The sequence below is a fragment of the Celeribacter marinus genome (genome assembly GCF_001308265.1).
Taxonomy (GTDB): domain Bacteria; phylum Pseudomonadota; class Alphaproteobacteria; order Rhodobacterales; family Rhodobacteraceae; genus Celeribacter; species Celeribacter marinus.
In genome coordinates this window covers 2,205,342-2,226,536 of record NZ_CP012023.1, presented here as the reverse complement: position 1 = coordinate 2,226,536, position 21,195 = coordinate 2,205,342, and the positions used below count along the sequence as shown (strand labels likewise).

The following is a 21,195-nucleotide window of genomic DNA, read 5'->3' as shown; positions in this document are numbered from 1 at the left end:
CACAAATAGAATGAGGCTCACCATGTCGACTGTTTCGCGTATCACCCGTTTGCCCCGCGCCTTTGAGGTGGATCGGGGCGCTGATGCCCTTGGCGTGGTGCCGTCTTTGTCGGGCGATCTGGCGGCGTTGGTCGCGGGGGCTGCGGGCTCGGCCCCCTATTTGCATGGATTGGTGCTGCGCGAGGCGGCATGGCTGCCTGAGGCGCTTGATGATCCAGAGCGCGCGGTGCGCGATGAGTTGGCGCGTATTTCCGAGCTGCCTTTTGATCAGATCGACGGTGGATTGCGTCAAGCCAAACGCCGCATCGCGTTGATGGCCGCGCTATGTGATTTGGGCGGCATCTGGGCGCTGTCTCAGGTCACGGGTGCGCTGTCTGATTTGGCTGATACCGCCACTCATGTGGCCTTGCGCGCGCATATCGCCCGCGAGATTACCCGTGGAAAAGTGCCGGGACAGAATGCGGATGATATCGAGACATGCGGGGGTGTTGTCGCACTGGCCATGGGCAAGCAAGGGGCGGGGGAGCTGAATTACTCCTCCGATATTGACCTGATCTGTTTGTTTGACGAGACCCGCTTTGACGGGGCGGATCAGATGGAGGCGCGCGCCGCCTATATCCGTGCCACGCGCCGCGCGATGGCGTCCTTGTCGGATTTGACGGGCGAGGGGTATGTTTTTCGCACGGATTTGCGCCTGCGCCCCGACCCGAGTGTCACACCCGTTTGTTTCGCGATGGACGCCGCCGAGCGATATTACGAAAGCGTGGGGCGCACATGGGAGCGCGCCGCCTTTATCAAGGCCCGCGCCGCATCCGGCGACATTGCGGCAGGCACGCGGTTCTTGGAGCATTTGACACCCTTCGTTTGGCGCAAGCATCTTGATTTCCATGCCATTCAGGAAACTCACGATATGCGGTTGAAAATTCGACAGCATAAGGGGCTTGGCGGTGCGTTTGCCCTTGAGGGTCACAACATGAAGCTGGGGCTGGGCGGTATCCGCGAGATCGAGTTTTTTGCCCAAACCCGTCAGTTGATCGCGGGGGGGCGTGACCGGGAATTGCGGATGCGTGGTACCGTTGAGGCGCTTGGGGCATTGTCGCAAAAGGGATGGGTTGAGGCGGATGTGGCGCGCACGCTGACCGACGATTACACGGCCCACCGCGAAGTGGAACACAGGTTGCAAATGCTGCGCGACCAGCAAACCCATAGCTTGCCTGTCACGCCGCTCGAATTTGACCGGCTGGCCGCGTTGATGGGGGCGGATACGGATGCTATGCGCGCTGATATTGCACAGCGCTGTGAGCGGGTTCATGCGCTCACCGAAGAGTTCTTTGCACCCTCCGACACCGTGCAAGCGCCGGAGTTGCCACACGAATTGCGCGAAATCACGGCGCGGTGGTCAACCTATCCCTCCTTGCGCTCCGAGCGCGCCCAAGAGATTTTCGACCGCTTGAAGCCCGACCTTTTGGCACGGGTGCAAAAGCTTGACCGCCCCGTCGAGGCGCTCACCCATTTTGACGGTTTTCTCAAACAACTGCCCGCAGGGGTGCAAGTGTTCTCGCTGTTTGAGGCCAATCCGCCACTGGTGGATCTGTTTCTCGATATCGTGTCGGTGGCCCCGCATCTGGCACAGTATCTCTCACGCAATGCGGATGTGTTGGACGCTGTTATCGGGGGTGATTTCTTTGCGCCTTGGCCCGAGCCGTCCGCATTGGAGGCCGATTTGGCGCGTCACTTGGCGCGTATAGACGACTACGAAAACCAACTGAACGCCTCGCGCCGTTGGGCCAAGGAATGGCATTTTCGCATTGGTGTGCATCAGTTGCGCGGGCTGATCACGGCGGATGAGGCTGGTGAGCAATATGCGGCGTTGGCGCGTGCATCTGTGGCCGTTTTATATCCCTGTGTGGTGGCCGAATTTGCACGCAAACACGGTGACGCTCCGGGGCGTGGTGCGATGGTTTTGGGCATGGGCTCGCTTGGCGCGGGACGTCTGACGGCGGCCTCCGATCTGGATATGATCGTGATCTATGATGCCGCTGGGGTTGATACCTCCGAGGGTAGGCGTCCTTTGCAATCAAGGACGTATTATGCGCGCTTCACCCAAGCTCTGATCACTGCAATTACCGCACAAACCTCCGAGGGGCGGCTGTACGAGGTGGATATGCGGTTGCGTCCATCGGGCAAACAAGGGCCAGTTGCGACCTCCCTTGATGCGTTCAAAAGCTACCAAGAGACCCAAGCGTGGGTGTGGGAGCATCTGGCCTTGACCCGCGCCACACCTGTGGCGGGCGAGGCCGCGTTGATGGCGGATGTGGAGGCGTTTCGCACCACCTTATTTTCGCGGCCTAAAGCAGAGGTGGATATACGCCGCGACACCCAAGATATGCGTCGCCGCCTCACCGAGGCGAAACCAGGCGCGACATGGGATCCTAAGAACGGTCGCGGTCGGATGATGGACATCGAACTGGTCGCAGAGACAGCCGCACTTTTGTCGGGAACGCCCGCACAAAACATCTATGCGCAACTCGAGGCGGGGGCTGATTTGGGATGGTTGACGCATAGCGAGGCCGTGGCGTTGAGCGCGGCCTACCGCATGACGTGGCAGTTGCAATCAGCGGCGCGGCTTTTGACGGGTGGGATGCTTGATCCGGATGCTGTGGGCGAGGGCGGGCGCGCGTTCCTGTGTCGCTCCAATGCCGTTGAGACGATGGATGATCTGGCGCGCGAGGTTGCCACAACCTGTGAGGCGGCCGCACAGATGCTTGATGCGATCCTTGCGCGTGCCGCCCCTTGCCCACCCGCGTAGGGCGTACTATCTGCGCGCTACGGCATATGTGAGTTTTGTGTGCCACCCTCATAGAAAGTGCCCGCATGTCTGAGCGTCTTGATGTTGACCCTGATCTTGATCCCGGTGGATTGATCCGTGAATCCTACCGGATTGAGGGGTTGGGCCTGTCCGAAGCACGGTCGATCTTTCTCGACTGGGCCATCAAACTCGATCCAAAGCTTGAGCCATCCATCGCCATTCGTCGCCTGTTGGCGGTCTACGGCGGGCGCGGCATGGCGGATCATCCGATGACGCTTGTCTTGACGGATGGATTGGGCAAGCTGCATGGCCCACAAGGGCGGCGTGGCGGCTCTCGCGCGCGGCGCGGCGTCTAACACCCGCATATAAAAACGGACGCTGATAACAGCGCCCGTTTTGTGTCGATAGGTGCGATATAGATTAGCGCGACAGGCTTGCGGCCTCGCGGGCCAGTTCCTCAATCGCTTTCCAATCGCCTTTGACGACCAGATCATTTGGGGCCACCCACGAGCCGCCCACGCACAACGTGTTTGACAAGCTAAGGTAATCATTGGCGTTTTTTAGTGAAATGCCGCCCGTTGGGCAAAACTTCATCTGTGGCAGTGGTCCACCGATGGCTTTGAGCGCAGGTGCGCCGCCATTGGCCTCGGCGGGAAAGAACTTGGCAACGGTATATCCGCGCTCAAGCAGTTTCATGACATCAGACGCCGTGGAGGTGCCCGCCAAAAGTGGCAGGTCTTGCGCTTCGCACGCGTCTAGTAGCCTGTCTGTGACACCCGGGGAGACGCCAAACTTAGCGCCCGCAGCAATCGCGGCGGCGACATCGGCGGGGGTCAGCAGCGTACCTGCACCGACCACGCCGCCCTCAACCTTTGCCATCTCGCGGATCACGTCAAGCGCGCAGGGCGTGCGCAATGTGACCTCAAGAGCGGGCAAGCCACCGGCGACAAGCGCCTCGGCAAGCGGGCGGGCATGGGCCACATCGTTGACCACGAGAACGGGAACAACGGGGGCGAGCGCACAAACTGCGGCGGCTTTCAGACTGGCGTCCTGCGGGGTCATGGCGGATCCTTTCGCACAAATGGGGAACTGTTAGCCCTAACAACCCCAAAGGGGCGTCTGGGTCAAGGGGGCACGATCACGGCTCACCCAGGCATCGGCCCGTCTGTGAGTGCGGTGAGCGCGCCATAATGCCCCGCATCATCGATCCATGTCAGATGGGTCTGGGGGCCAAGGCGCGCGGCAAGATCACGCGCCATATCCGGCGGCGTCCATGTGTCTTTGGTGCCCTGAATGAGGTCCACGGGGATATGCGCGGGCAGGGTGGTTGGGGTCCATGCACAGGCATAATGGCGCAGGGCGCGCACATAGGCGTGCAAATGGGTGGCAAACATCCGCGCGTAGCCGTCGACAATATGTATACGCAGAGCAGGCATAGCGATCAGGGCGCGTTCGGTGCTGTGTGCCGATTTGAACACTGTGCGCAGGAATAGATCAGGGGCAAAGCGCAGCCACGTCATCTGTGCGACAGCCAAGAGGGTCAGGCGTGGTCGTGAGCGGCGCGCCGCGCGAAAGACGGGTGCGCCCGCCATTTGATCACCAAACGCGCCGTCAGCCCACGGACCTGCGGGGGAAATGAGCGTGACACGGGAGACACGCGTGGGGTGGCGGGCTGCAAGTGTTAAAACGGCCATGGCCCCAAGGGAGAAGCCGATCAAATGAACAGGATCGCGGTCCTGTGTGAGCCGCTCGAATTGTGCGCAAATGGCAGTCTCGAACGGCGCATCTGTGTGCAATGCGGCCAGCCAATCCACCGCCTCGGTCGGGGCGGTGGTTGACAAGAGTGTGCGATCAGAGGGCGCACCGGGCAATCCGTGGTAAAACAGGATCGATGAGGGTGCACAGGGCGTTGTCACAGGATGGAGGCCGCGCCTTCGGTGGCGTTGCCCGCGTTCTGGCGGAAGATGTCGAACAACTCGCGGCCAATGCCAAATGCATTTGCGGACAGATCGGCAGTCGCGGGCTCGCGAGCATCAAACCCCTCTTCAAGCACTTCGAGCGTGCCGGCCACGGCATCGACGCGCACCATGTCGCCGTCACGGATTTTGGCAATAGCGCCGCCTGCAAGAGCCTCGGGTGAGACGTGGATACAGGCAGGCACTTTGCCCGATGCGCCCGACATGCGCCCGTCAGTGACAAGTGCAATTTTCAACCCGCGATCTTGCAATACGGCTAGCGTGGGTGTGAGCGAGTGCAGCTCGGGCATCCCGTTGGCGCGTGGCCCTTGGAACCGGACAACCACAACCGTGTCCTCGGTAAATTCTCCCGCTTGGAACGCGGGTTTGACATCGCGCTGATCGTGGAACACGCGGGCTTTCGCCTCGACAATGCGGCGCTCGGGGGCCACGGCGGAGACTTTCATCACGCCACGTCCGATGTTGCCTTTCAGCTCTTTTAGGCCGCCCGTTGTTTGGAACGCATCCGTCACAGGGCGCAGGATTTTGTCGTTCAGGCTAACTGTGGTGCCCTCTTCGAATACAATCTCGCCGTTCTTGAGTTTTGGCTCTTTGGTATACAGGCCAAGCCCGTCCCCCGCGATGGTTTTGACATCCTCATGCAAGAGACCCGCGCCAAGCAATTCGCCGATCATATAGCCCAGACCGCCCGCCGCGTGGAAATGGTTCACATCGGCCAATCCGTTAGGATAAACCTTTGCCATCAGCGGGGTGACTTCGGAAATGTCGGAGAAATCTTGCAGATCAAGGATGATCCCTGCGGCACGCGCCATTGCGGGCAGGTGCAACACAAGGTTGGTGGAGCCGCCCGTGGCCATCAGGCCGACAAGCCCGTTTACAAAGGCTTTCTCATCCAGAATGTGACCCGCAGGGCGGAAATCATTGCCAAGGGCGGTGATCTCCATCGCGCGTTTGGCCGCAGCTTTGGTCAGTGCATCGCGCAAATCCGTCTCTGGGTTCACAAAGGACGCCCCCGGCAGGTGCAGACCCATTAACTCCATCAGCATCTGGTTGGTGTTGGCGGTGCCGTAAAAGGTGCAGGTGCCGATGCCGTGATACGAGGCCATTTCGGCCTCCATCAATTTGTCGCGGCCCACTTCGCCCGTGGCGAATTGTTGACGGACCTTGGCCTTTTCATCGTTGGGCAGACCCGAGGCCATTGGACCCGCGGGCACGAACACCGATGGGACATGGCCGAATGTCGCCGCAGCCATCACCAAACCCGGTACGATCTTGTCACAGACCCCAAGGTACAAGGCGGCGTCAAAGCAATTGTGTGACAGTCCGACAGAGGCAGCAAGTGCAATCGTGTCGCGCGAGAATAGTGACAACTCCATGCCCGGCTGTCCTTGGGTGACGCCATCACACATCGCGGGTACGCCGCCTGCAACTTGCGCCGTGCCGCCGCTTTCGCGTGCCGCAGCGCGGATCAGGTCGGGATAGCTCTCAAACGGTTTATGTGCCGATAGCATGTCGTTGTAGGCGGTGATGATGCCAAGGTTGGGCGCGCGTCCGCCCGCCAATGAAGCTTTGTCCTCGCCCATTGCTGCATAGGCGTGTGCTTGGTTGCCGCAGGTGAGGTGCGCACGCACGGGGCCGTCCTCTGCCGCTTGTGTCATCCGCGCGAGGTAGACCTCGCGGGTGGGGCGGGAGCGGTCGATGATGCGTTGGGTGACGGCGGCGATGGTGGCATTGAGCGACATGTCTGGGCCTTTATAGTTGTGCGTAAACTGTGCGTGCGGTCATGCGCAACGTGTCGGCTCCTCAGAGCGGCGTGTTGCGCGGTGTATCTGTTCGTATCGATTATGCACGGTTCGTTAGCGCTAAACCATGCCTTGTTAGCGCTAACTATCGCAAATGCGCTGAAATGTCCATGGGCGATGACGGCGTAAGTGTCGCATGTGTCTGGACGGCGAAGTGGTGCTACGGGCGCGTTTGATGGCCTGTCGACTTGCCGCGCCGCAGAAAGAGTGTTGCGTTTTTGTGAAGAGCAATGCTGCAGGCGCATAGCGGGCATTCGTAACTGTCACTGGTTGTGTCAGAACGTGTGACCTATGTTGAATTCAACGGACAGACGGCGGGACGCCAAAGCAGACAACGCAACGACGCCCCACCCGATGCCAACATGAAACCAACGGACCAAAAGGATTATACCGATGGAAAATATCACATACGTCTCTCTCGCTGACATCGAACAAAAAGCACACGCTCTGCGCGCCGAAGCTGCACGCAACATGGGCAAAGCAATCGCAACATGGGTGCGCGCACGTTTCGCCGCCAAAGCGACTGTTAACGGCAAACTGGCCTAATTCGGACAGTTATTCTGTCGAAACATAGCCAAACGGGGTGACTGCCCCTTTCGGACGTCGATAGACAAAGATAAGAGGGACGCATGACGCATCCCTCTTCTTCTTTTTCCACCATTCGTCTCAAGCCCAAATCAAACGCACGTGCGATCCGTCACGGCGCGCCTTGGGTGTATGACAACGAACTGGTGATGGACCGCCGCACGAAATCAATTCCCGCAGGCAGCATTGCGCGCCTTGAGGATGAAGAACGCCGGTTTCTTGCCCTTGTGGCCGTAAATCCGAATTCGCGCATTGTGGCGCGGGTTCTTGACCGTGACCCTGACGCGGTGATTGATCAAACGTGGTTCGAAGCCCGCTTGAGCGTGGCTCTTGCCCACCGTGAGACGATGTTTGATCAACCGTTCTACCGTTTGGTCCATGCCGAGGCCGATGGCCTACCGGGTGTGGTGATCGACCGCTTCGGCGACACGGCAGTGGTGCAACCCAACGCCGCATGGGCCGATGTGATGATCGAGCCGTTGTGCGCCGCCCTTGCTAAAGTGGCGGGCCTGCGCACGGTGGTGATGAACGGCACAGGTCGGGCGCGCTCGCTTGAGGGGCTTGAGGAAAAGACCGATATTCTCATGGGCAGTGTCGACGCCGCAATTCCGGTGTTGATGAACGGGGCCACTTACATGGCCGATATCATGGGCGGTCAAAAGACAGGCCTGTTCTACGACCAGCGCCCGAACCAAGCGTTCACACAGCGTCTGGTCAACGGCAAGCGCGTGTTGGACGTGTTCTCACATGTGGGTGGTTTCGCCTTGGCGTCGCTTGCGAGCGGCGCGGCGCAAGCCGTCTCGGTTGATAGTTCCGCATCTGCATTGGCCTTGGCCGAACAGGGTGCGGATGCGATGGGCGCGTCCGATCGGTTTGTCACCCGCAAAGGCGATGCCTTTGACGTTATGGCGGCCCTGCGCGAAGAGGGTGAGCTGTTTGACGTGGTGATCTGTGATCCGCCCGCGTTTGCGCCGTCCAAGAATACCGTGGAAAAGGGTCTGCGGGCCTATGAACGCGTGGCGCGGATGGCTGCACCTTTGGTCAAAGAGGGCGGATATCTTGGTCTGTGCTCGTGTTCACATGCGGCCGATCTCGATACGTTTCGCGGGGCATGTAACCGTGGCATCGGTCGCGCGGCGCGCTCTGCACAACTGATCCACACGGGGTTTGCCGGTGCCGATCATCCGCTGATGCCGCAACTGGCCGAAAGTGGCTATCTCAAGGCGTTGTTCTACCGGCTGATGCCGTGAAAGTGCTGCTTGACGCTTGTGTGCTTTACCCCACGGTGATGCGCGAAGTGTTGTTATCGGTTGCGGCCAAAGGGCATTTTACCCCCCTTTGGTCGGACCGTATTTTGGAAGAATGGGCGCGTGCCGCCCGTAAAATTGGCCCCACGGGCGAGGCGCAAGCGCGTGGTGAAGTGGCACTTGTTCGCGCCGCGTGGCCCGCGTCCTCCGTCTCGCAATATGAGGGGTTGGAGCGCGGTCTTTATCTGAGCGACGAGAATGATATTCACGTTTTAGCCGCAGCCATTAAGGGCAGTGCGGACATTCTGTTGACCATGAATGCCAAAGATTTCCCCCGACATGTCCTTGCCGAAGAGGGCGTAGAGCGCCGCGATCCGGACGGATTCTTGTGGGAAATCTGGAGTCATCACCCCGAGGATGTGGCGCAGGCTGTCGAGCAGGTACGCCAAACGGCGGAGCGTCTTTCGGGTCAGCCGTGGGACATGCGTGCTTTGCTCAAAAAGGCGCGTTTGCCAAAACTGGGCAAGGCGCTAACCGCCTAGACGCCCCATTTGGCCTCATTGGCTTCTATCGCTTTTATGCGGTCTTCTGATTTGGGGTGGCTTGTGAACCATTCGGGTCGTTTGGCCCCGCCGGCCCCCGTCAGGGTGTTCAGTTTCACAAACAGAGACTTTTGTGGCGCGGTGCCAAATCCGGCTTTGACCATCAACGCGGAGGCATAGGCGTCCGCCTCATATTCATCTTGGCGTGACAGGCGCGCGGCCAACAGGGATCCGACAGCATTGGCGATATAGGTGCCTATACCGGGTAAAAACCGTCCCAAAACCATAGCCAACGCGGTGCGGATCGCATTTTGACCCGAAAAGTCGATCATGCGGCGGCGTGAATGGCCCAAGGCGACATGACCCAACTCATGGGCAATGACAGAGGCCATTTCCTCGGCTGTGATTTCGCCCTGACGGAATTTTTGATAAAACCCGCGCGTAATGAACACCCGCCCATCAGGCGCCGCCAAACCGTTGACAGGCTCGATGTCATAAAGATGCACCTTGACCTTTGGCAGATCGAGCGCCGTTGCCAAACGTGCAAACACGGGTCGCAATTGAGCGTCCGCCAGTTCGGCAGATTTCTCGTTTAACTCGCGCGTGGTGCGCCAGACCGAAAACCGGTACATGACGAGCGCATACACAACGGCCAAAAGGATGGGCGTGAACTTCAACATGGGTTGAATATGGGGGCGCGGGGGCGCTGTGAAAAGGGGTGATTTAGCCGCGCTTGTTTTTTTGCGCCTTTAGCACACCCTTGGCCCAGTAAAGTGCAACTGCGGCAACAACGGTTGCCACCAATAGACCGATCACATCCGACATTAACGTACTGACTTCGGTGATGTTGCTCGCAAAGATATACCCCGTCCAGACGTAGACGTTCACCCAAATCAGCTCGCCCATAATGTCCGCCACGGTAAAGCGGATCCATGGCAAACGCGCGGCACCTGCGGCAATGTTCACGTAAGGGCCAAGTGGGGCCACCGCCCATGTCGAGAAAAACACACCAACACCGCCACGTCTTTCGACCAACGCCTCAGCGCGCGCAATCACCGCTTTGCGTGCGGGTGAGCGCGCACCCAAACGCGCCAGAACCCGCGCGCCGCCGGTCCGTCCTATAAAGAACCCCGTTTGATCGCCCATAACAGCGCCAAGAAATGTCGCCGCAATAAGGGGCGCAAGGTCCAGATCACCAGATGCGGCCAAAGCGCCCGCGGCCAACATCATCAACGAGGTCGGGATCGGGATCAACAGACACGACAGGAACGAGGAGAGCATGACGCCCCAAATGCCATAAGCGATGACGGCGTCAAATATGCTATCGGTCATTCGCCGCCCCGTCTGTGCGGGCGGCATGAAAACCGTCGACAGCACTGCGCGCAGCGTCCAAAAGCGTGGTGACAGGAACGCCACGGTAGTCGGCGATCTCATCGAGGTTCATACGCCCCGCAGGGGGCGGCACAGGCGCGTCCACGGCGTCCAGAATGATCTCACGCGGGACTTTGAACGCATGGGAAATGAACCCGGGGGTCATCCACGCCTCGATCTCTTTTTCGTGGTGGTCACTATTGCCCCACAACACCATGGCAACACTCAAGCGGATCACAAAAAACAACGCCAATACGGACGCTGCGAACACAGCGGCGGTGGCAAGCGGGGCTGCGGCCCAAAGGCGTTTGATATGTGCAATCATGATTTTGGCTATCTCATATAAAGCTGGCGTGAGCGGGGCGGTGTTGCATCGCATTAAATGCTATTTCCCAAGCATTTTAAACCCGCGTTCTAGTCCTTCAAGGGTCATTGGCACCATGCGGTCCTCAAAAATATCACGGATCATGGCGATGGACTGTGTGTAGCCCCAGTGATGTTCGGGGACGGGGTTGAGCCACAGATGGTCGGGCCATGTCTCGCGCGCACGCGCCAGCCATAGTGCGCCTTCCTCCTCGTTCCAATGCTCGTTGGCGCCACCGCGCATGGCGATCTCATAGGGGCTCATTGAGGCGTCTCCGACAAAGATCACTTTGTAGTCTTTTCCGAACGTATTGAACACTTCGCGGGTGGGGATTTGCGCCTCCCATCGCCGTGCATTGTCGCGCCACACCCCCTCATACAGGCAGTTGTGAAAGTAGTAGTATTCGAGGTGTTTGAACTCTGTGCGGGCGGCTGAAAACAGCTCCTCGACGATTTTTATGTGCCCGTCCATGGAGCCGCCGATATCAAAGAACATCAGCACTTTGACCGCATTGCGCCGCTCGGGGCGGGTTTTGACGTCGAGGTATCCGTGTTCGGCGGTGGCGCGGATTGTGCCATCAAGGTCCAATTCCTCATGTGCGCCGTCACGCGCCCATTTGCGCAGACGTTTCATCGCCACTTTGATGTTGCGGGTGCCCAGCTCTACGGTGTCATCGAGGTTTTTAAAGTCACGTTTGTCCCAGACTTTGACCGCGCGGCCGTGGCGCGAACGGTCTTGGCCGATGCGCACGCCCTCGAGGTTGGACCCGTAGGCGCCAAACGGTGATGTGCCGCCGGTGCCGATCCATTTGTTGCCACCTTGGTGGCGCTCTTTTTGCTCATTGAGGCGCTGTTTGAGGGTCTCCATGAGCTTATCGAACCCGCCCAAGCGCTCGATCTCGTCAAGCTCCTCGGGCGACAGAAACTTTTCCGCCTCACGGCGCAACCAGTCCTCAGGCAGATCAAGCGCACTTAGGACATCACTAGAGCTTAGTCCCTCAAGCCCCTCAAAAGAAGCAGAAAAAGCGCGGTCAAACTTGTCGAGATTGCGCTCGTCCTTGACCATAGCTGCGCGGGCGAAATAATAGACGCCATCAAGGTCATAGGTGACAAGTCCCGCCTGCATCCCTTCAAGAAACGCAAGGTATTCGCGTAAGCTCACAGGGACGCCTTCGCGCCGCAAGCGCTCGAAAAACGGCAGGAACATTGCGCGTTGCTCTAGATAAAGCGGTCGACGATCACGGTGATGATCACGCCCGCAACGGCAAAGGCCAGAAAATACGCTGCCCCATATTGCAGTTTGTCCATAAGGTCGCCTTTGCGTTTGGTGGCAGTGCGCCACCCCACAATTACGCCGATGATGGAAAGAACGATGACGATCATATCTAGCTCCTTATTGAGCGGGGTTTGTCCATCGCGCCAAAGTATATGCGCGTGTGAATCTCGTGTTATCTGGCGAGGGCCTGAATTTCTGCGATGTGCGCGTTCACGTCACGATCTGATCCGAACCCATAGCGCGCCCATCCCAAACTGTCGAGCCGCACGGCGCGCGCTTCGCCCGCTCTGCCCATGCGTGAAAGTAGCTCGGCCTTGGTCAGCATCAAGGATGACAGCAGAGCGGCGTTTTGAGCACGGGTTGCGGTGGCGATGGCGGGGTCAAGCTGTGCGAGCGCGGTTGGATAGTCACCCCGAACAAGGTCGACGGCGGCCAGTTGCAAGGTCGCATGTGCGGCGGCAACCTCAGTGAGTGACGTGCCTGCAAAGAGACTGCGCGCTTGCGCCAATGCGGTGCGCGCCGCCGTCGTGTCTTGTCCTTGTTGTAGGCGACCAAACAGGTAGTAGGACAGCCCGGCGCGGGTGTCACGCCACCCACGGTTTTGCGCGATGAGCATGGCGCGTGCGGCTGCGGTACGCCGCGATGAAAGCGCGCCGCCGTCCATCGCACGGGTAATATGGGTAATCCAGTCGCCAGGCGTGTCATCCAAGCGGGCCAATCCGCCACTGCGCCCCGAGGGGTTGAGGCGGTCGAGCAAGGGCGTGATTAGGGCGGCAACCTGTGCGCGCGTCAATCCTGAGCGCAGTTCAGGCGCATAGGTGGCCCGCAGCATCAACATGTCAAAGCCCGTGAGAACGGAATGAAAGTTGTCATCGTTGAACACGCTATCGGGCAGGCGGAACAGATCGTTGAGCGGGCCGAGTGCTTGTGCCAGTTCCTCGTGGAGGCAGTCGCGGATCTCTTGTGGTGCTCCGCCCGTCGGGATGAATATCGCGGCACGTGTGCGGGTGGTCACCGTGGTCCAACTCACGTGACGGGCCGTGCGAAATTCGGCCCAACTCGAGACATTGGGGGCGGCGATGCACGCGGTGTTTGGCGCACGTCTGCGAAATGCCGCAGCAGGGACCAGTTCGATCGTGATCGCGGCGGGTGATGTGCGAGCAACCAATGTGATGCCAAGCCCCGCTTCGCGTTTGAGACGCTCAAGCAAGTCGCCTAAATCGGCGATAAGGGACGGGGGGACTTGCGCGCCAGTGACGCGGACCGACAGTGGTCCCTCAAAGCGTGAGAATACCGGCAGCGTGGCACCGGTTTCCAAGCGAAAGGACAGGTCCATGAAATCTTGGGCCATTTGGACATTTGAGCGGGTGGGTGCAGTCACAGGCGCGGTGTTGAAACGTTTCATCGGCGGCAAATCAGAGTGAACGGCGCTCACCTGCAGGGGTGTGCTCACGGCTTGATCGCGCTGGGGGCGCATCTCCGGCGCACCACACCCCACGAGGATCAGAGCCATAAGGCCCGCGCCAATGGCACGGTAGGCGCTATGGCGGGGAGGCGTGAGTGTGGACAATCGGGACATGCTCGGCCTCGTTGGGGAATTGCGGCAGCGTTGAGGGAGTGTAGAAACCTGCAAGGGCAAAGACCAGCAGGTTCAAGACGCCAAATGCCGCATCCTTAGGCCAGAACTGCGAGGGAGAAGAGGGACAGGATCGAGGTCCAGATGATCACGGGCGCAATCGCATCGGTGCGAATGCCGTGGATCATGGCCAGAGAAAAGGCCATCGCCCCCGATGGTCCCGCAGCCCCAAGCACATAGAGCGTGTGCCATTGATCCGACTGTGTGGGAAAGACGCTCAGTGCGCCAAAGACCAAGGCGGGAAAACCTATGAGTTTGAGCGCCGATATGCCCGCCACCGTGGGAGAGGGAATAACGGAATGCCCTGACAGGATCACCCCAAGCGCGAACAAGGTGAGCGGGGCAGCGGCCGGCCCCGCGAAATGCATCGCGGTGAGCAGAGGGGTTGGCACTCCCATCCCCGAGACATTCACCGCGATCCCGATCACGATGGCCAAAAGCACAGGATTGAGGGCCACGCGTTTGGCCGAGGCAATGGCAGACGTCCCACCCGCCATCACATCCGTTGTGATAATGAAAAACGCAAAGGAAAACGCGGTGTCCCATGCCACAATCGCCGTGATGGGTAGGGTCGCGCCACCTTCGCCATAGATCAAGACCGATATGGGCAGGATATACAAAAGCGAGTTGACGAAAATAACCGCCATCCCCAACAGCCACGCCTCGAGGTGGTCGCGTTTGAACACATGGCGCGCAACAAGGTAGCCGATAATGAATAATACCGCTTGGCATAGGGCATACAGGGCCATGGTGCGCAGTTCGAATTGCGCAATAGACAGTGTGGCCATGAGCGGAAAGATCAACGCAGGTTGCAGCACGATAAAGGCGACACGATTGACCGTGCGCGCCTCATCAAAACTGACCTTACCCAGCCGCCCCAACACAAACCCGAGAGCCAACATGGAGAACACGGGTAGAATGTCGTGAGTGAGAACATGAAGCATCAGGTGTTCCGCGCATATTTGATACAGGGGCTCTTGGGGCCGATCCCGCACTATCGGTCGCGGGCTGTCTCGTTACCATCGTTTGTTATTTGGTAGACCTATGCTACGCCCGTGTCATCCACCGCACCGTGAACAATTGTGATCAAGGGCTGTGCAGATCACCTTTGCCCCCGCGCCATAAAGGCAAGGCGCTCGAACAAAGAAACGTCCTGTTCGTTCTTGAGCAGCGCACCGTGCAGTTTGGGCAGGGCATTCACCCCGTCACGTTTGAGATCTTCGGGGGTGAGATCCTCGGCCAACAACAGTTTAAGCCAGTCGAGCACTTCGGAGGTCGATGGCTTTTTCTTAAGTCCTTGGGTGTCACGGATCTCATAGAACTGGGTAAGGGCGGTGGCCAAGAGCCGTTCCTTGATCTGGGGGAAATGCACATCGACGATCTGACGCATCACCGCCTCGTCAGGAAAGCGGATGTAGTGAAAGAAACAGCGGCGCAAAAACGCATCTGGCAATTCTTTCTCGTTGTTGGAGGTGATGATGATCACGGGACGATGTTTGGCGCGGACCATTTCGCCCGTCTCGTAGACGTGAAACTCCATCTTATCGAGTTCTTGTAACAGATCGTTGGGAAACTCGATGTCGGCTTTGTCGATCTCATCGATCAGCAACACAACCCGCTCGTCACTCTCGAACGCCTGCCATAGCTTGCCCTTGCGGATGTAGTTGGACACATCTTCAACCCGTGGATCGCCCAACTGGCTATCGCGCAAACGCGACACGGCATCATAATCATAAAGGCCCTGCTGGGCGCGGGTTGTCGACTTGATCGACCATTCGACCATCTGCATGCCAAGCGATTGGGCCACTTGTCGCGCCAGTTCGGTTTTGCCTGTTCCAGGCTCGCCCTTAACCAATAATGGGCGCTCAAGTGCAATCGCGGCATTTACGGCAACGGTGAGGTCCGCAGGCGCAATATAGTGGGCAGTAGTGGAGAATTTCATGGCGAACGGCTGCCTTACTAGTTTGATTTGAGGTCCAATTTAGCATTCATCATACCAGTGCTATCTAAAGGTTCAATGGGAGGGACATCATGTAGTGACATCCTTAACAAAACAGAGTAGACGGGCGGCGATTAGGAGGCGGCGATATGACAAATCCATTTGATGAGACCGTCTCTGACGTTAAAGAGGTGAGTAAGATGAAGGCCGAACTTTTCCTGCCTGATGACTATCGTCCCGCTGAGGACGAACCATTTATGAATGACCGCCAACTGGAATATTTCCGCCGTAAGCTCGAAGCATGGCGTTTGGACCTACTGGATGACGGTCGTCACACGATCGAGGGTCTGCAAGACGGCACACGCAATATTCCCGATGTTGCCGACCGCGCCTCAGAAGAGACTGACCGCGCGTTGGAACTTCGCACCCGTGACCGTCAGCGCAAACTTGTGACCAAGATCGAGGCGGCGTTGCGCCGTATCGACGAGGGCGAGTTTGGCTATTGCGAAAAGACCGGAGAGCAAATTTCGCTCAAACGTCTGGATGCACGTCCCATTGCGACGATGACCCTTGAGGCGCAAGAACGCCACGAGCGCCGCGAAAAAGTGCACCGCGATACATAAGACCGGACGCGCGATGCCCGCCTATGATTTCGAGGTTCGCGGCAATTCGTCCAGCTGACTTTTACGTAAATATGTGACAAACACCGGAGCGGGGCTTCGGTGTTTTTCGTTTGTGACGGGCGTGCACGCGGCGCGCTACGTCTGCCACCACCACGCCCGTTCTCAAGGAGGCCCAAAGATGTTAATCGGTCAGAATATTGCGATCTTGGGTGCGGGTGTTGCTGGATTGGCCACTGCGCGGGCCTTAGCGTTGCGCGGGGCGCAAGTCACCGTCTACGAACAGGCTCCCGAGATTACGGAAGTGGGCGCAGGATTGCAAATCACTCCCAATGGTGTGGCGGTTTTGCGCGGTTTGGGTCTTGATCCCGCTGCACATGCGATGCGTTCGACCGGTGTGCGGCTGATCGATGGATACATGGGGGCGCAAATCCTCCACCTCGATTTCGCCAAACATAAACCCGATGCCGCGTTTTTGCTCTTTCACCGCGCCGATTTGATCGACCTGCTCCATCAGGGCGCGTGCGATGTCGATGTGCGTGTGATGGTGTCGCATACCGTGACTGCCCTTCATGGCGACCGCGATGGGGTAACAGTTGAATTTGCCGATGGGACGACCGCCCGCCATGGTATTGTGATCGGCGCGGACGGGTTGCATTCGATCGTGCGTCCTATGCTCAACGGCCCAGCCAAGCCGTTTTTCACGGGTCAGACCGCGTGGCGCGCCACCGTGCCTGCGTTAGGTGATGAGGATCCGGCGGCGATGGTGCATGTGGCGGCAGGGCGCCATGTGGTCAGCTATCCGCTTCGGGGTGGGACGATGATGAACATCGTTGCGGTTGAGGAACGCGCGGATTGGACCGACGAGGGGTGGCATCATACCGGTGATCCCGCCGAGATGATGACGCATTTTGCCAACTTTTGCCCCGGAATCAAAGCATTGTTGTCGCGGGTTGAAACAGTGTCGCGCTGGGGGTTGTTTCGTCATCCTGTCGCGGCGCGATGGCATTCGGATCGCACCGCATTGGTCGGAGATGCCGCGCACCCGACATTGCCGTTCTTGGCGCAGGGGGCCAATATGGCGCTTGAGGATGCATGGGTTTTGGCGGATTGCTTGGGGAAACTACCGCTTGATCAGGCCCTTCCTGCCTATCAGGCGCGCCGTCGCACACGGGTTATCAAAGTCATCGAGGCGGCCAATGCCAATGCCCGCAATTACCACCTCAAGGGGGCGGCGCGCATGGTTGGCCACACGGGGCTACGGATTGCAGGGCGTATCGCCGGCAAGGCAATGGTGGATAAGTTCGCGTGGCTCTATGACCACGATGTGACTGTCGGCTAAGCGGCTCCAGACGCAAAAAGAAGGCCGAGCGGCCTTCTTTTCTCAATGTCATCACTGGATTTCGCGGTGTGTTTTAGGCGTCTTGCAGCGCGGAGACGATGCCCGCAAAATCAGCAGCTTTCAAAGACGCGCCCCCCACAAGTGCGCCGTCGACGTTGGAAGTTGCGAAAATCTCCGCCGCATTCGATGGTTTGACCGATCCACCATAGAGCAGTGGGATCGCCTCCGCGCCCGTCCCAAACCGCGCGATAAGCGTGGCACGCATGTCGTTGTGAACCTCCGCAATTTGATCCAGTGTCGGCACTTTGCCGGTGCCAATCGCCCAAACCGGTTCATAGGCAATCACGAGTGTATCAAGATCACACGCATCGGGCAGGGAACCCGCCAACTGGTGGCGGATCACGTCCAATGTCTCGCCCCCCTCGCGTTGGGCCAAGGTTTCGCCAACACATACAACCGGAGCAAGTCCCGCCATAAATGCCGCCAGAGTTTTCTCGGCCACAGTGTGATCTGTTTCACCGTGATCTGCGCGCCGTTCGGAATGGCCAAGGATCACATAGTCTGCACCCGCATCGACCAACGCCGCCGCCGAAATGTCGCCGGTATGCGCACCTGATGGTTTTGCGTGGCAGTCTTGCCCGCCTATGCGCACTTTGCTGCCTTTGAGGATATCGGCCATGGGGGCGATCAAGGTGGCGGGTGGGCACAATAAAACACCAACGGTTGGCGCGGGGAACATATCCGCAAGCGCGCGGGCCTCAGCCAAAGAGGCCCGTAGCCCGTTCATTTTCCAGTTTCCTGCGGCCAGTTTGCGTGCCATGTCGCGTTCCTTTTCATTGGTTTGTCGCATCATTGCAGTCGCAGCCGGACAGTCAAGCCCGCACGGTTTGATGCTATGAAATGTTAAGGACTATGGGCGAGGTTTAGAGCGCATCGAGCGCTTTGCGCCCCCAGATACATGCGGCGTCAGGATCATCCAGCGCACTATCGGGCAGGGTCCAGTAATGCATGCCGCGCCCGTCTTCCATGGTGAATTTCTCAGCGCCTTCGGCAGCCATTTCGGCGGCGAGGGCGTCTTTGGCTTTGATGAACACGCGGCCATCAGCGGACAGGATCGCAAAGATTTGCCCGTCACAATAGATCGACGCGCCGCCCATCATCTTGCGTTTGCTGATCCCACCAAGCGGGGCGAACAGTTCAAGCGCAAAGGCCAACTCTTCGTCCGTGATCGCCATTATTTTAGGGACAACGCAGAGATATTTTCATCGAACTTGATGCTTTCGCCACACCCGCAGGCATCCACAACATTGGGATTGCGGAATTTAAAGCCGCTTTCCAAAAGGGATACTTCGTAGTCAATCTCGGTGCCGAACAAAAACATCTGTGCCATGGGCGCAATCATCACCCGAGCGCCAGCTTGTTCGACGATCTCATCGAGCGGGTCGATATCGGACACATAATCCATGGTGTATTCCATGCCCGCACAGCCGCCCTTTTTGACGCCAATGCGCAACCCTTTGGAGCCGTCTTTCTCCATCAGTTTTGCGATTTGCATGGCGGCCTTGTCAGTTATGCTGACCGCTTGCTTTCCGGGAATGCCAAACATGTATCTCTCCTTCGCCTTTAACTTAGGGTCTCCGGCGGATGATCTCAAGCGGGGCAACGCCCCACAAGACGGATTACATAAAGCCCAATTCCAACCGTGCCTCGTCAGACATCATTTCCATGCCCCACGGTGGCTCCCATGTCAGGTCCACTTCGACGTGTTTGACACCTGCCACCGGCTCAATCGCATCGACCAGCCATCCGGGCATTTCTCCGGCCACGGGACAGCCCGCGGCGGTGAGCGTCATGATCACGCTGACCTCGTTTTCGTCATTGATCTCAATCGTATAGACGAGGCCAAGGTCATAGATGTTCACGGGAATTTCAGGGTCATACACCGTGCGGCACGCCTCGACTATGGCCTCATGCAACGGGTGATCCGTGCTTGAGGGTTTGATCAGGGGGGTGCCTTCGACGGGGTTGTCACTGTCGGTCATATCTACTGCTCTCGCGTTATTCCTGAGCAAAGATATAGGTTTTTAGGCGGCAGAGGTCCAGAGGCGTAGGTGCATTCCTTTGGACCTTTTGGACGCCGCGCGTTTTGTCACACCGCGCCCATTATTTTTCACTGTGTTTTTCGTGCCTTACGGGCCGGTACAGGGCGCACACGTTTTTCGATTGTATCGTAAAGCAGGCCTGCGATGTTCTTGCCCGTTGTCTTTTCCGCGCCCTCAAGACCCGGGGAAGAGTTCACTTCGAGCACCTTTGGCCCGTCATCGGCGCGCAGTAAATCAACGCCCGCAAGACGCAGGCCAAAGGCCTTGGCGGAGCGCACGGCGGCCTCGCGCTCGGCTTTGCTGATCTTGGCAACTGTCGCGGTGCCGCCCAAGTGTAGGTTGGAGCGAAAATCACCACCCGACGAGGTGCGTTTGATCGCGGCCACGACTTTGCCGTCGACGACGACACAGCGGATATCCTCACCGGAGGCTTCTTTGACAAAATGCTGCACGAGGAAGTTGGCCTTGAGCCCGCGAAACGCGGAGATCACCGATTGCGCGGCTTTCTTTGTCTCGGCCAGAACCACACCGCGCCCTTGTGTGCTTTCCAACAATTTAACGATTAGCGGTGCTTGACCGGCCAAGGCAATCAGGTTGTCGGTGTCTTTGGGCGAGGCGGCAAAGGCGGTTGTCGGCATGCCAATGCGGTAGCGCGCAAGCACCTGATGCGCCTGTAATTTGTCGCGCGACTGGGTGATGCCACTGGAGCCGTTGACGCAAAACGTCCCGATGGTTTCGAACTGGCGAATGACGGCCGTGCCATAGGACGTCACGGACGCGCCAATGCGCGGGATCACGGCGTCATAGCGGGGCAAGCGCGCCCCGTCATAGTAAATCTCGGGGGCCATCGCGTTGATTGCCATGTAACACCGTGTGGTATCTATCACCTCGACCACGTGGCCGCGTGTTTCGCCCTCTTCGACAAGGCGGCGGGTGGAATAGCTGTCGGGTTCGCGCGACAGCACCGCAATGCGAAGCGCGCGCGCCGTGCCTGTGTCGCGAATGGCCGACGAGAAATAGACGCTATTGTCGAGTTGTGGCTGACAAAAGCTCTCGGACGGGGTTACAACCATCTGCTCGGTGATTGCCTGACGGCCAAGCAGCATCCGGTAGGCCATGTTGATGCGGTTTGTAAGCGTGACTTCGATGGGCCAAATGGTGCCGCCCATCTGAATGTCTGCCGCGATGACATAGCGCAACTCGGTCTCGCCATTCGACGATGTGACTTCGCGGCGATCCACAACATCGGCGGAGCACGAAATGGTGATATCCTCGCGGCCAGGCACGGGATGCACGTTAAAGCGGACTTTGGGAGCAGATGCATGACCAAACGGCTCAATGTCAAAGGCATGTAGCGCAGATGTGCGTGCGCCGGTGTCAACTTTAACCTTGAGAGCGGGCAGGCCAAGATCGGGCAGGCTTGCCCATTCTTCCCAGCCCAAAGCAAAGGCAGCTTTGTCCGTCATATCCGTATCTTTCCATTTGCGAGAAGCCAAGCCGCCCCATTTTCACCTTTGAGGGATTCTGACAAGAGTTTTATGTCCTTTGTGTGAAGATCTCAAAAGAGAACGCATGCGCCCCTCTG

23 protein-coding genes are annotated in these 21,195 nt (G+C 58.6%); 7 read left to right on the top strand and 16 right to left on the bottom strand.

The window, feature by feature from the left end; genetic code table 11:
• The first annotated feature begins 22 nt into the window (after positions 1-22).
• Complete coding sequence (locus IMCC12053_RS11145; RefSeq protein WP_062219076.1) at positions 23-2,809, top strand: [protein-PII] uridylyltransferase family protein; 2,787 nt, start codon at positions 23-25, stop codon at positions 2,807-2,809.
• 65 nt (positions 2,810-2,874) lie between these two features.
• Complete coding sequence (locus IMCC12053_RS11140) at positions 2,875-3,165, top strand: hypothetical protein (RefSeq protein WP_062219075.1); 291 nt, start codon at positions 2,875-2,877, stop codon at positions 3,163-3,165.
• 64 nt (positions 3,166-3,229) lie between these two features.
• Here IMCC12053_RS11140 and eda read toward each other — a convergent pair whose 3' ends face one another.
• The 3 genes from eda to edd all read right to left on the bottom strand — a co-directional run bounded on the left by eda (position 3,230) and on the right by edd (position 6,527).
• Positions 3,230-3,871, bottom strand: coding sequence for a bifunctional 4-hydroxy-2-oxoglutarate aldolase/2-dehydro-3-deoxy-phosphogluconate aldolase (gene eda / locus IMCC12053_RS11135; RefSeq protein WP_062219073.1), 642 nt, complete (start codon positions 3,869-3,871; stop codon positions 3,230-3,232).
• Positions 3,872-3,954: 83 nt separating this feature from the next.
• On the bottom strand, positions 3,955-4,803 hold the full coding sequence (locus IMCC12053_RS11130; protein ID WP_082389083.1) for an alpha/beta fold hydrolase: 849 nt from the start codon (positions 4,801-4,803) through the stop codon (positions 3,955-3,957).
• Positions 4,722-6,527, bottom strand: coding sequence for a phosphogluconate dehydratase (gene edd / locus IMCC12053_RS11125; RefSeq protein WP_062219070.1), 1,806 nt, complete (start codon positions 6,525-6,527; stop codon positions 4,722-4,724). The genes IMCC12053_RS11130 and edd overlap by 82 nt, the downstream gene beginning before the upstream one ends.
• Positions 6,528-6,980: 453 nt before the next feature.
• On the opposite strand from edd, the gene IMCC12053_RS15850 reads away from it, so the two are divergent.
• The 3 genes from IMCC12053_RS15850 (at position 6,981) to IMCC12053_RS11115 (ending at position 8,961) form a co-directional block, all read left to right on the top strand.
• Positions 6,981-7,133 carry an RSP_7527 family protein gene (locus IMCC12053_RS15850; RefSeq protein ID WP_156320747.1) on the top strand — a complete coding sequence of 51 codons (153 nt, stop codon included), beginning with the start codon at positions 6,981-6,983 and terminating at the stop codon, positions 7,131-7,133.
• 83 nt (positions 7,134-7,216) lie between these two features.
• The gene (locus tag IMCC12053_RS11120) at positions 7,217-8,422 is read left to right on the top strand and encodes an RSP_2647 family RNA methyltransferase (protein ID WP_062219068.1); all 1,206 of its coding nucleotides are present in this window, start codon (positions 7,217-7,219) and stop codon (positions 8,420-8,422) included.
• Positions 8,419-8,961 carry an RSP_2648 family PIN domain-containing protein gene (locus IMCC12053_RS11115; protein WP_062219066.1) on the top strand — a complete coding sequence of 181 codons (543 nt, stop codon included), beginning with the start codon at positions 8,419-8,421 and terminating at the stop codon, positions 8,959-8,961. Before IMCC12053_RS11120 ends, IMCC12053_RS11115 begins: the two co-directional genes overlap by 4 nt.
• Here the strand turns inward: IMCC12053_RS11115 and IMCC12053_RS11110 are convergent.
• From IMCC12053_RS11110 to IMCC12053_RS11075, 8 genes are all read right to left on the bottom strand, one after another.
• Entirely contained in the window at positions 8,958-9,641 is a 684-nt protein-coding gene (locus tag IMCC12053_RS11110; protein ID WP_062219064.1) for a M48 family metallopeptidase, read from the bottom strand. The genes IMCC12053_RS11115 and IMCC12053_RS11110 overlap by 4 nt on opposite strands.
• A gap of 43 nt (positions 9,642-9,684) precedes the next feature.
• On the bottom strand, positions 9,685-10,293 hold the full coding sequence (locus tag IMCC12053_RS11105; RefSeq protein ID WP_062219061.1) for a DedA family protein: 609 nt from the start codon (positions 10,291-10,293) through the stop codon (positions 9,685-9,687).
• A complete protein-coding gene (locus tag IMCC12053_RS11100) occupies positions 10,283-10,657 on the bottom strand; it encodes a hypothetical protein (RefSeq protein ID WP_062219059.1) in 375 nt (124 codons plus the stop codon). The genes IMCC12053_RS11105 and IMCC12053_RS11100 overlap by 11 nt, the downstream gene beginning before the upstream one ends.
• A 60-nt stretch (positions 10,658-10,717) precedes the next feature.
• A complete protein-coding gene (locus IMCC12053_RS11095) occupies positions 10,718-11,902 on the bottom strand; it encodes a vWA domain-containing protein (protein ID WP_062219056.1) in 1,185 nt (394 codons plus the stop codon).
• 11 nt (positions 11,903-11,913) lie between these two features.
• On the bottom strand, positions 11,914-12,078 hold the full coding sequence (locus IMCC12053_RS11090) for a hypothetical protein (RefSeq protein ID WP_062219054.1): 165 nt from the start codon (positions 12,076-12,078) through the stop codon (positions 11,914-11,916).
• Between the two features lie 65 nt (positions 12,079-12,143).
• A complete protein-coding gene (locus IMCC12053_RS11085; RefSeq protein WP_062219052.1) occupies positions 12,144-13,550 on the bottom strand; it encodes a DUF2927 domain-containing protein in 1,407 nt (468 codons plus the stop codon).
• Positions 13,551-13,645: 95 nt separating this feature from the next.
• A complete protein-coding gene (locus IMCC12053_RS11080) occupies positions 13,646-14,551 on the bottom strand; it encodes an AEC family transporter (protein ID WP_062219051.1) in 906 nt (301 codons plus the stop codon).
• A gap of 158 nt (positions 14,552-14,709) precedes the next feature.
• Positions 14,710-15,549 carry an AAA family ATPase gene (locus IMCC12053_RS11075; RefSeq protein WP_062219049.1) on the bottom strand — a complete coding sequence of 280 codons (840 nt, stop codon included), beginning with the start codon at positions 15,547-15,549 and terminating at the stop codon, positions 14,710-14,712.
• Positions 15,550-15,746: 197 nt separating this feature from the next.
• Between IMCC12053_RS11075 and dksA the strand changes: the two genes are divergently transcribed.
• Positions 15,747-16,169: an RNA polymerase-binding protein DksA gene (dksA, locus tag IMCC12053_RS11070; protein ID WP_082389141.1), complete on the top strand. Its 423-nt coding sequence runs from the start codon at positions 15,747-15,749 to the stop codon at positions 16,167-16,169.
• A gap of 178 nt (positions 16,170-16,347) precedes the next feature.
• The gene (locus tag IMCC12053_RS11065) at positions 16,348-17,508 is read left to right on the top strand and encodes an FAD-dependent oxidoreductase (protein ID WP_062219045.1); all 1,161 of its coding nucleotides are present in this window, start codon (positions 16,348-16,350) and stop codon (positions 17,506-17,508) included.
• A 73-nt stretch (positions 17,509-17,581) separates the two neighbouring features.
• On the opposite strand, the gene tpiA is transcribed toward IMCC12053_RS11065, so the two are convergent.
• From tpiA to rimK, 5 genes are all read right to left on the bottom strand, one after another.
• Entirely contained in the window at positions 17,582-18,328 is a 747-nt protein-coding gene (gene tpiA / locus IMCC12053_RS11060; RefSeq protein WP_062219043.1) for a triose-phosphate isomerase, read from the bottom strand.
• 103 nt (positions 18,329-18,431) lie between these two features.
• Positions 18,432-18,743, bottom strand: a complete 312-nt coding sequence (locus IMCC12053_RS11055; RefSeq protein WP_062219041.1) for a TfoX/Sxy family protein — start codon at positions 18,741-18,743, stop codon at positions 18,432-18,434.
• Positions 18,743-19,114: a HesB/IscA family protein gene (locus tag IMCC12053_RS11050; protein WP_062219039.1), complete on the bottom strand. Its 372-nt coding sequence runs from the start codon at positions 19,112-19,114 to the stop codon at positions 18,743-18,745. The genes IMCC12053_RS11055 and IMCC12053_RS11050 overlap by 1 nt, the downstream gene beginning before the upstream one ends.
• A 73-nt stretch (positions 19,115-19,187) precedes the next feature.
• A complete protein-coding gene (locus tag IMCC12053_RS11045; RefSeq protein ID WP_062219037.1) occupies positions 19,188-19,550 on the bottom strand; it encodes an SUF system Fe-S cluster assembly protein in 363 nt (120 codons plus the stop codon).
• Between the two features lie 128 nt (positions 19,551-19,678).
• Positions 19,679-21,076, bottom strand: coding sequence for a 30S ribosomal protein S6--L-glutamate ligase (rimK, locus tag IMCC12053_RS11040; protein ID WP_062219034.1), 1,398 nt, complete (start codon positions 21,074-21,076; stop codon positions 19,679-19,681).
• Positions 21,077-21,195 lie beyond the last annotated feature (119 nt).

Bases quoted from the DNA above. Each gene is read 5' to 3' on its own strand.
- IMCC12053_RS11145 (WP_062219076.1), top strand. From the start codon at position 23: ATGTCGACTGTTTCGCGTATCACCCGTTTGCCCCGCGCCTTTGAGGTG.
- IMCC12053_RS11140 (WP_062219075.1), top strand. From the start codon at position 2,875: ATGTCTGAGCGTCTTGATGTTGACCCTGATCTTGATCCCGGTGGATTG.
- eda (WP_062219073.1), bottom strand. From the start codon at position 3,871: ATGACCCCGCAGGACGCCAGTCTGAAAGCCGCCGCAGTTTGTGCGCTC.
- edd (WP_062219070.1), bottom strand. From the start codon at position 6,527: ATGTCGCTCAATGCCACCATCGCCGCCGTCACCCAACGCATCATCGAC.
- IMCC12053_RS15850 (WP_156320747.1), top strand. From the start codon at position 6,981: ATGGAAAATATCACATACGTCTCTCTCGCTGACATCGAACAAAAAGCA.
- IMCC12053_RS11120 (WP_062219068.1), top strand. From the start codon at position 7,217: ATGACGCATCCCTCTTCTTCTTTTTCCACCATTCGTCTCAAGCCCAAA.
- IMCC12053_RS11110 (WP_062219064.1), bottom strand. From the start codon at position 9,641: ATGTTGAAGTTCACGCCCATCCTTTTGGCCGTTGTGTATGCGCTCGTC.
- IMCC12053_RS11105 (WP_062219061.1), bottom strand. From the start codon at position 10,293: ATGACCGATAGCATATTTGACGCCGTCATCGCTTATGGCATTTGGGGC.
- IMCC12053_RS11100 (WP_062219059.1), bottom strand. From the start codon at position 10,657: ATGATTGCACATATCAAACGCCTTTGGGCCGCAGCCCCGCTTGCCACC.
- IMCC12053_RS11095 (WP_062219056.1), bottom strand. From the start codon at position 11,902: ATGTTCCTGCCGTTTTTCGAGCGCTTGCGGCGCGAAGGCGTCCCTGTG.
- IMCC12053_RS11090 (WP_062219054.1), bottom strand. From the start codon at position 12,078: ATGATCGTCATCGTTCTTTCCATCATCGGCGTAATTGTGGGGTGGCGC.
- IMCC12053_RS11085 (WP_062219052.1), bottom strand. From the start codon at position 13,550: ATGTCCCGATTGTCCACACTCACGCCTCCCCGCCATAGCGCCTACCGT.
- IMCC12053_RS11080 (WP_062219051.1), bottom strand. From the start codon at position 14,551: ATGCTTCATGTTCTCACTCACGACATTCTACCCGTGTTCTCCATGTTG.
- IMCC12053_RS11075 (WP_062219049.1), bottom strand. From the start codon at position 15,549: ATGAAATTCTCCACTACTGCCCACTATATTGCGCCTGCGGACCTCACC.
- dksA (WP_082389141.1), top strand. From the start codon at position 15,747: ATGAAGGCCGAACTTTTCCTGCCTGATGACTATCGTCCCGCTGAGGAC.
- IMCC12053_RS11065 (WP_062219045.1), top strand. From the start codon at position 16,348: ATGTTAATCGGTCAGAATATTGCGATCTTGGGTGCGGGTGTTGCTGGA.
- tpiA (WP_062219043.1), bottom strand. From the start codon at position 18,328: ATGGCACGCAAACTGGCCGCAGGAAACTGGAAAATGAACGGGCTACGG.
- IMCC12053_RS11055 (WP_062219041.1), bottom strand. From the start codon at position 18,743: ATGGCGATCACGGACGAAGAGTTGGCCTTTGCGCTTGAACTGTTCGCC.
- IMCC12053_RS11050 (WP_062219039.1), bottom strand. From the start codon at position 19,114: ATGTTTGGCATTCCCGGAAAGCAAGCGGTCAGCATAACTGACAAGGCC.
- IMCC12053_RS11045 (WP_062219037.1), bottom strand. From the start codon at position 19,550: ATGACCGACAGTGACAACCCCGTCGAAGGCACCCCCCTGATCAAACCC.
- rimK (WP_062219034.1), bottom strand. From the start codon at position 21,076: ATGACGGACAAAGCTGCCTTTGCTTTGGGCTGGGAAGAATGGGCAAGC.